Consider the following 8,246-nt stretch of genomic DNA (forward strand, 5'->3'; position numbering starts at 1 on the left):
CGATGGAGATCTCGCCTTATGTAGAGGACCGCATCAACCTGACGCGGAACCTTACGCTGACTGCGGGCATCCGCCTGTTCCACATGCCGCTGCCCTACGGGCCGCCGCAGTCGGAGACGAACTTCATTCCTTCGGCGTTCAATCCGGCGAACGCTCCCATCGTCAATAACAATCAGACGATCACCGTGACTCCGTCCTACAACCCGCTCAACGGCCTGGTGACCAATGGGACGAACGGGCTGCCGAACAGCTTCTCGAATGACCACGTCTGGTACGCCGGGCCGCTTGCGGGTTTTGCGTGGGACGTCTTCGGCAATGGCAAGACGTCGCTGCGCGGCGGCTATGGCATTACCTATACGCGCATCTTCACCAACCAGGACTGCTCGTTCAACTGCGCGATCAATCCTCCGCGGCTGCAGTCGTCGAATTTGCAGAATGCCAACTTCCCTGACCCGGTGGGCACGGGAACGGCCAAGGCCCCGACCATCAGCTCGATTAATGCGGCCGATCAGGACATTCAGGCCACGCAGGTTCACACCTACAGCCTGAGCCTGCAGCACGAGTTCGCGCCCAACTGGATCGCCTCCGTGGCCGGGGCGTCGAGCCAGGCGCGGCACCTGGTGGGGACGTGGAACTACAACGCTGCGCCGCACACGGGGATCTACGACTTCGATCCGAGCATCAATGCGGGCAAGATTACCCCGTACAAGTTCGCGCCCTATCAGGGCTATGCGGCGATCAGCACCTATACCTCGCGGCAGAACCAGAACTGGAATGCGCTGGAGTTGAGCCTGCGCCATCCGGTGACGACCAACCTCTTTCTTACCGTGGCCTATACGTGGTCGCACGATCTTACCGACCACGTCGGCGGCACCTTCAGCGCCATCGATCCCTACAATCCTTCGCGCTACTACGGCAACGCCGAGGGGCTGAACTTCCCGCACTCGCTCTCGGTGACGGCGATCTACAACCTGCCGTTTCTGCGCGAGGCCAAGGGCTTCAAGGGGAGCGCGCTGGGCGGATGGAAGATCTCGGACATTACGACGCTGCGCAGCGGAACGTCGCTTTCGCCGGGGCTGAGCATCTCCAAGCAGGGCAATGCGGTGCGTGCAGACCGCGTGGCGGGCGTCAGCATTCATGGGCCAAAGACGAAGAAGGAGTGGTTCAACACGGCGGCGTTCCAGGCTCCGCAGGCGGGTTTCTATGGCAATGGCGCGACGGGCAGCATCCAGGGGCCTGGGCTGGTGGTCTTCGATATGTCGCTCTACAAGGAGTTTCACATCACGAAGTCGAACTTCTTCGAGTTCCGCTCGGAGGCGTTCAATATCTTCAACCACACGAACTTCACTTCCATCGGTACGAACTTCGGCTCGAGCACCTACGGGCAGGCCACGGCTGCGACCGATCCGAGGGTTCTGGAGTTTGCGCTGCGCTACCACTTCTAAAGCGTTCTTCCTGGTGTAGCAGGTCGCGGCGTTTGAAACCCATGTCCCAGAAGCGGGACATGGGCACCCGCTTGTGTGGTGGCATCTCGTTATTTTTGCAATCGGCTTACCGGATACAATCAGCGAAGCATGATCGTCCATCTCCGAGGCCGCCTCCTCTCCAAGAGTCCGAATGAAGCTGTGATTGAATGCGCCGGCGTGGGCTATGGAGCCACGATCTCGGTGACTACCTTCACCAGCCTTCCCGCTGAAGGCGCGGAGGCCTCGCTCCACATCTATACGCATGTCCGCGAAGACCAGCTCGCGCTGTTCGGCTTTGCGGAGATGCAGGAGAAGCGGCTGTTCGAGAAGCTGCTGACCATCAGCGGGATCGGGCCGAAGCTGGCGATCACGGTGTTGAGCGGCATCGCTGCCGACCGGCTGGTGACGGCGATTCGCTCGGGCGATCACGCCACGCTGACGCGGATTCCGGGAATCGGGAAGAAGACCGCCGAGCGCGTGGTGCTGGAGTTGAAGGACAAGCTCGACGATATGGCGGTGCCGGTTGCTGGAGCTTCGGGCGTGCATCATGGCCCGGCTGGCGACGATGTGCTTTCGGCGCTGGTGAATCTTGGCTATCCGCGGCCGATTGCGCAGAAGGCGATTGAGACAGCCATTGCGAAGGATGTTGAAGCGGCGCAGGACTTCGAGACGCTCTTTCGTGCGGCGATGGCGGCGATTCGATAGAGGCAGCTTCTCTGCCGGTTTGGGTCGGTGAAAATTATTCGGTCCGGCGGGACGGTAACGCTGCGTCCGTCATAGAATTTCACGCAATGCGTTTTTTCTGGACTAGCTGCGGTCTGTTGATCTTTTCACTCGCTGCCGGTGCGCAACGCACAGATTTGCAGACCAACGATTCACAGACAAATATTGCGGCAGTTCCATCTCAATCGACGGAGCCTTACAACCTCAGCGTCTCTGTCGATGAAGTCATCCTCAACTTCCATGCGGCTGATGCCATGGGTCTCCCCGTCAACGATCTGAAGCTCGATGAGCTGCGTCTTCTCGACAAAGGGAAGCCGCCGCGTAAGGTCCTTGCCTTCAAATTGCTGCGAGACTATCCCATTCGCGCCGCCATTCTGGTGGATACAAGCTGGTCCATGCACGAACAGCATGCAACGATTCGCACGATCGCAGGGGAGTACGCTGAGTCGGTCCTGCGGCAACAGACCGATCAGGCCATCGTCGTGGAATTTGGCGATCGATCCGAGATTTTGCAGCCCTGGAGCAGCGATCCCGCTGCACTTGCCACAGCCATCCGCGGGTCCACCGCGAGCGATGTCAGCCTGCTGGGCAACACGACAGCCCTCTTCGACGTTCTTTATGCCACCTGCCATTACCAGTTCGGCAGAATCAATCATGCGGCCAGCGCCAACTTCATCATGCTGTTTTCAGACGGCGACGACGATGCCAGCCGTGTCTCGCTGAAACAGGCAGTCGATATGTGCCAGAGTACCGATACCGTCATCTACACCTTTCGCGCGGAGGCAGGGTCCGAATTTGACGCGGCGGGTTCGGGAACACTGGCTCAATTGGCACGGGAGACGGGCGGCCGCGTCTTTAGCTACAACCAGTCCGCGGATGGCGTAGACGACGATCTGCGCGAGATCGAAGCGAACCTTCGCAACCAATATCGCATTATCTATAAACCGCCGGAATTGAAGCACGATGGCTCGTTTCACCGCATTGAACTGATGGGGCCTGATCGGGTGGAGAAGCTTACGGTTCGTTCCGGGTATTATGCACCGATGCGCTGAGTACAGCCGGTCTGAATCAGGCTCCGGCTTTTTTCCAGATTCTTGCTTTCCATTCGAAATGACATCACTTATCGTGGCTTCAAGGTGAAAATCACACATGTCAAGACGAGACATAGTGCTCCTTGTGAGCCGCGCTATTGCATTGCTTCAAATCATTGTGGCGCTGAATGACTCTTTGGTTAACCTTCCCGTGCAGGTATTTGTGCTCTCTCAACGGATGAAATTGAGCCATGCCTTTCCAGGAACGCACATGGCTCTGCTCCCCATTGAGTGGACGGGGATTATTTCAAATCTCGCGCACATCCTTGTGCTGTTGGTGGCCGCGGTATTGTTCTGGAGATGCGGCCCGATGATTGAGGGTCTGCTGCTGCCTGCGAGCAATACGCATGAGGAAGCAGCCTGAGCAGTGATCCTTCAAAAGAAGGCTTCAAAAGAAGGATGGCCCCGGGACCGGTTTGCGATCTTCGGGGCCATTAGGTTTGCAGACGGCCCGTAAGCCGAATTTTGTTTTAGACGATCATTCCTCTAGGCGGCACATTACTGAGCCGCTCCAGCAACCTACCCGCAGGTTTCGGCTCTGGCATGGAGCTTTCGCTCGCCGCCGGTCTCTTCGCCTGGACGCATCGGGCCGATACGCTCGCCCGCCTGAAGAGGAGCGGTGCGATCCCTGCCTATTTGGTCTTGCTCCGTGTGGGGTTTACCCTGCCGCGTCCATTACTGGCCGCGCGGTGCGCTCTTACCGCACCTTTTCACCCTTACCTTCCCCGCTTGCGCGAGGCGGGCGGTATGTTCTCTGTTGCACTTGCCGTCCAGCCGCCTTGAAGCGGCCGTCCCGGACGTTATCCGGCACACTGCCCTGCGGAGTTCGGACTTTCCTCCCCCGTCCGACACCTTGCGGCGCGGACGGCAGCGATCATCCAGCCGCCTGCAAGGTTGAGTGTATCGCAGATAGCCCCATTTGGCGGCGAACTAACCGCTATCTCATTCCGTATAAGACTTTGGCTGGCCTCTCGCTTTGCTCTCGCTGGGCTGGTAGTCTCAATCGGAACCCCCGGAACGGATATCGATGGAATTCAAAGAGGCCGTCAAAATCGCGCTGCAGTCGCTGTGGGCCAATAAGCTCCGGTCGATCCTGACCCTGCTGGGGGTCGTCATCGGCGTGGCCAGCGTCATCGCCGTGGTGACGCTGGTCAACGGCGCGAACACCTACGTCACAACGAAGTTCTCGAGCTACGGGGCGGATGTGTTTACGGTGTCGAAGATGCCGCAGATCATTACCAGTTCCGAAGAGTATCAGCGGTATCAGAAGAGAAAGAACGTCCTCTACTCCGACTTTCTCTACGTCAGGGAAAATTGCAAGCGCTGCGTTGGCATTGGGGCGCAGCAGGCGACCACAGGCACGATTGTAAATGGAACGCAGTCGGTCACCGATACTCAGATTCGCGGCTATACGTGGCAGATGCCGTCATTGCAGAACCTGAACATCGAGCAGGGGCGCGGTTTTACCGAGGCAGACGAGGAGCGCGCCTCCAATGTGGCCATCATTGGGACGGACATTCAGGACCACCTGTTTCCCGGTCAGAATCCGCTGGGGCAGGAGCTGCGCGTCGACGGGACGCCGTATACGATCATCGGCATCAGCGAGAAACAGGGCAGCACCTTTGGGCAAAGCCAGGACAACTGGGTTGGTGTGCCTCTGACCTCGTATCAAAAAAATTATGGGACGCAGAAGACGCTTACGATCTATGTGAAGGCGGGCTCCGCGGGACCGATACTGGAGGATGCGGCCGACGAAGTGCGCGTGTTGATGAGGTCGCAGCGGCATGATCTGCCGGGAGCACCGGACTCCTTTGAGCTGGACACGAACAACACGCTGGTCGGGTTCTTCAGCACGGTTACGAACTCGTTTGGTGTGGTTGCCGGAGCGATTGCGCTGATCTCGCTGGTGGTGGGCGGCATCGTGATTATGAACATCATGCTTGTGAGTGTCACCGAGCGGACGCGCGAGATTGGCATCCGGAAGGCGCTGGGCGCGAGGCCGAAGGACATACTGCTGCAATTTTTGATCGAGTCGGGAACGATGGCGCTGGTGGGGGGAGCCTTCGGTGTGATTGGCGGCATCATTGTGGCGCAGGTCATCACGCTGGTGGCTGGATTTCCCTCTACCGTTGCGTTGTGGAGCGTGCTTGCGGGACTGTTCATGGCGACGTCGACGGGCGTCTTCTTTGGGGTGTATCCGGCGCGGAAGGCTGCGCAACTGGATCCGATTGTGGCGCTGCGTGCTGATTAGGATCGGGAAGGCAAGTTATGCGGATTAGCGATGGCAAAGAGACGGTCGTGATGGCGCTGGACACACTGCGTACGAACAAGCTGCGCAGCGGGCTGACGATTCTGGGAATCGTCATTGGCGTGATGACGGTGATCATTATCTCGTCGGTGGTCAATGGGCTCAACAGCAGGGTCGAAGGCCTGGTGAAGTCACTGGGGTCGAATGTATTATTTGTCTTTCGCTTCCCGGTGTTTGGCCAGCGGCCCACGACCGAGATGTTGACCCGCAAACAACTGACCTACGACGACGCCATGGCGATGCGCGAGCTGCCGCATGTGGTCGCGGTCTCGCCTGCGCTGCAATATACGGATAACAACTCGCCCGACCGAGCGGGTGTGACCTCGATCAAGGGCGGCGGCAAGAGTATGCAGGGCACGATCCTTGAAGGCGATACCCCGGCGCAGAAGGACGTCAGCGAGTTGGATATGCGCGAGGGACGGTTCTTCAACGGGGGTGATCAGGAACGTGCCGCAGAGGTGACGGTTCTGGGTAGCGATACCGCAGATGAACTGTTTCCAGGCCAGAGCGCTGTGGGCAAAGAGGTGCAGGCGGCGGGAATGGTCTTTACTGTCGTCGGCGTGCTGGACAAACAGAAGCAGGCGTTCGGCGGGGGAAAGAATCCGCAGGACAACCATGCCTATTTTCCGATCACGACGTTTCACTACATGCATCCGGAGCAGTTGGACTATTGGATCACGCTGAAGTATGACGATCCGAAGAACCGCTCGCTGGTAGAAGACGAGTTGACTGAACTGTTGCGGCGGCGGCGCAAGGTCGCGAATGCGGCACCAGACAACTTTGCCATCTTCGGCACCGACTCGCTGACACGCTTGTGGAACAACGTTACAAGCGGACTTTTTCTGTTGCTGGTTTCTCTTTCGAGCGTAGCACTGCTGGTGGGGGGTGTCGGCGTGATGAACATTATGCTGGTGAGCGTGACCGAACGAACGCGCGAGATCGGGATACGCAAGGCGATTGGAGCGACGAAGCAGACCATTCTGACGCAGTTCACGCTGGAGGCGATGACGTTGTGCGCGGTGGGCGGCGTCATCGGCCTCTGCGTGGGGAGCGCTCTTGCGTTAGGCGTGTCCATTCTGTTCCCGGCGGCGCTGTCGGCTGTCTGGATGCTGGTGGCGTTTTTGAGTTCCTGCGGGATTGGATTAGTGTTCGGAATCTATCCGGCCTGGAAGGCGGCGAACCTGAATCCGATTGAGGCGCTGCGGTACGAGTAAGCCGGCGCCGAGGTTCGATAGACTAGCTTCATGGCCACAGCGATTGAGGCGATCACTACACTGTTGACGCTTGCCGGGCTGGCGTATCTGCTGCTGGCATGGTGGGGGACGCGGGACTTCGCGCATTACTGGAAGCGGCGGCCGAAGAGCGAGGGCTTTGCTCCCGACGTCAGCATCCTGAAGCCGGTCAAGGGCGTCGATCCGCAGATGTATGCCGGGCTGGCGAGCCATTGCCGCCAGCAGTACGCGGGCAACTTCGAGATTGTGTTCGGCGTAAGCAGCATGGACGATCCCGCCGTCCGCGAGATTGAACGGCTGCGGGCTGAGTTTCCGGACTGCGTGATTCGCCTGGTGGAGTGCCGCGAGCGGCTGGGGACCTCGGGCAAGGTGAGCAACCTGGTGCAGATGTTGCGCGAGGCGCGATACGAGCATGTGCTGATCAACGACAGCGACATTTATGTCTCGCCGCTGTATCTCACCCGCGTGATGGGGTGCTTCGCGGAGGCCTCGGTTGGGATGGTAACGGCTCCGTATATCGGACGGACGGCGGAGAGCGGCAGCGGACGAACGCTGTGGTCGCGGCTGGAGGCTTTAGGCATCTCGACGGATTTTCTTCCCGGTGTTTTGACGGCGCGCAAGCTGGAGCATGGCATTCGGTTCGGCCTGGGTTCGACGCTGGCGATGAGCAGGACGGCGCTGGCAAAGGCAGGAGGGCTGGAGCCGCTGACCGAGTATCTCGCCGACGACTACGAGATGGGCGCGCGCATCGCCGCGGCGGGCTATCGCGTCGAGCTATCGAACGAGGTGGTCGATACCACGGTTCCGGCGTACAGCTTTCGCGGCTTCTGCGATCATCAACTGCGCTGGTCGCGGTCGACGCGCGACTCGCGCAAGCTGGGCTACGTTGGCCTGGGAATTACCTATGCTCTGCCGTGGGCGTTGATGAACTGCGTCGCCAGCGGGTTGGCGCTGTGGAGCTTCTCGCTGTTGAGCGTCGTGGTGCTGGCGCGGGTCGCGGTGGCGCTTTCTGCTGGCGTGGGCATCCTGCGCGATGGCCAGGTGCTGCGCGATCTATGGCTGCTGCCGCTGCGGGATTTCTTCGGGCTCGGCTTCTGGGCGTGGAGCTTTGCCGATGACACGGTGGTGTGGCGGGGCGAGCGGTTTCATCTGCGCGATGGGCGCATTACGCGGGCAGTTGAGACGGAGTAAGACTAGTACGGCGCTGCCTGATTGCTGATGATCTCTTTGCCGCCGCTCTGCGCGATGAAGAAGGTCTTTCCCGGCAGTGGGGGGAGAGGGTCGTCGAGGCTTTGCCATAGGAAGATGCGGCGCACGCCAGCCCATTTAAGGGCGATGGAGTCGTTGTCCTCGAAGATGGGCGGAGCGTCGGGAAAGAAGGAGCCGTACCAGAGATTGGAGCTGCGCCCGTTGAGGATGTGAATGT

The 8,246-nt window shown here is 59.6% G+C and carries 6 protein-coding genes, 1 other RNA gene and 2 pseudogenes; 7 read left to right on the forward strand and 2 right to left on the reverse strand.

Annotated elements, in window-relative coordinates:
* The 4 genes and pseudogenes from VMU57_RS19065 to VMU57_RS19080 form a co-directional block, all read left to right on the forward strand.
* Nucleotides 1-1,445 (forward strand): annotated as a pseudogene (locus VMU57_RS19065) (Cna protein B-type domain-containing protein); the annotation flags it as partial.
* Between the two features lie 129 nt (nucleotides 1,446-1,574).
* The gene (gene ruvA, locus VMU57_RS19070; RefSeq protein WP_325386331.1) at nucleotides 1,575-2,171 is read left to right on the forward strand and encodes a Holliday junction branch migration protein RuvA; all 597 of its coding nucleotides are present in this window, start codon (nucleotides 1,575-1,577) and stop codon (nucleotides 2,169-2,171) included.
* An 86-nt stretch (nucleotides 2,172-2,257) separates the two neighbouring features.
* Nucleotides 2,258-3,241: a VWA domain-containing protein gene (locus VMU57_RS19075; protein ID WP_325386333.1), complete on the forward strand. Its 984-nt coding sequence runs from the start codon at nucleotides 2,258-2,260 to the stop codon at nucleotides 3,239-3,241.
* A gap of 124 nt (nucleotides 3,242-3,365) precedes the next feature.
* Nucleotides 3,366-3,644, forward strand: coding sequence for a hypothetical protein (locus VMU57_RS19080; protein ID WP_325386335.1), 279 nt, complete (start codon nucleotides 3,366-3,368; stop codon nucleotides 3,642-3,644).
* Between the two features lie 74 nt (nucleotides 3,645-3,718).
* On the opposite strand, the gene rnpB is transcribed toward VMU57_RS19080, so the two are convergent.
* An RNA gene (gene rnpB / locus VMU57_RS19085) (RNase P RNA component class A) lies at nucleotides 3,719-4,170 on the reverse strand.
* A gap of 137 nt (nucleotides 4,171-4,307) precedes the next feature.
* On the opposite strand from rnpB, the gene VMU57_RS19090 reads away from it, so the two are divergent.
* Genes VMU57_RS19090 through hpnI form a run of 3 tightly spaced genes read left to right on the forward strand, consistent with a single transcriptional unit; the run spans nucleotide 4,308 to nucleotide 8,011 of the window.
* The gene (locus VMU57_RS19090) at nucleotides 4,308-5,531 is read left to right on the forward strand and encodes an ABC transporter permease (protein WP_325386337.1); all 1,224 of its coding nucleotides are present in this window, start codon (nucleotides 4,308-4,310) and stop codon (nucleotides 5,529-5,531) included.
* A gap of 17 nt (nucleotides 5,532-5,548) precedes the next feature.
* Entirely contained in the window at nucleotides 5,549-6,802 is a 1,254-nt protein-coding gene (locus VMU57_RS19095) for an ABC transporter permease (RefSeq protein ID WP_325386339.1), read from the forward strand.
* A gap of 30 nt (nucleotides 6,803-6,832) precedes the next feature.
* The gene (hpnI, locus tag VMU57_RS19100; RefSeq protein WP_325386341.1) at nucleotides 6,833-8,011 is read left to right on the forward strand and encodes a bacteriohopanetetrol glucosamine biosynthesis glycosyltransferase HpnI; all 1,179 of its coding nucleotides are present in this window, start codon (nucleotides 6,833-6,835) and stop codon (nucleotides 8,009-8,011) included.
* 2 nt (nucleotides 8,012-8,013) lie between these two features.
* Here the strand turns inward: hpnI and VMU57_RS19105 are convergent.
* Nucleotides 8,014-8,246: pseudogene (locus tag VMU57_RS19105) on the reverse strand (phospholipid carrier-dependent glycosyltransferase); the annotation flags it as partial.

The sequence above is a fragment of the Edaphobacter sp. genome, assembly GCF_035532915.1.
Classification (GTDB): Bacteria; Acidobacteriota; Terriglobia; order Terriglobales; family Acidobacteriaceae; genus Edaphobacter.

Bases quoted from the DNA above. Each gene is read 5' to 3' on its own strand.
- VMU57_RS19090 (WP_325386337.1), top strand. From the start codon at position 4,308: ATGGAATTCAAAGAGGCCGTCAAAATCGCGCTGCAGTCGCTGTGGGCC.
- hpnI (WP_325386341.1), top strand. From the start codon at position 6,833: ATGGCCACAGCGATTGAGGCGATCACTACACTGTTGACGCTTGCCGGG.
- VMU57_RS19075 (WP_325386333.1), top strand. From the start codon at position 2,258: ATGCGTTTTTTCTGGACTAGCTGCGGTCTGTTGATCTTTTCACTCGCT.
- VMU57_RS19095 (WP_325386339.1), top strand. From the start codon at position 5,549: ATGCGGATTAGCGATGGCAAAGAGACGGTCGTGATGGCGCTGGACACA.
- ruvA (WP_325386331.1), top strand. From the start codon at position 1,575: ATGATCGTCCATCTCCGAGGCCGCCTCCTCTCCAAGAGTCCGAATGAA.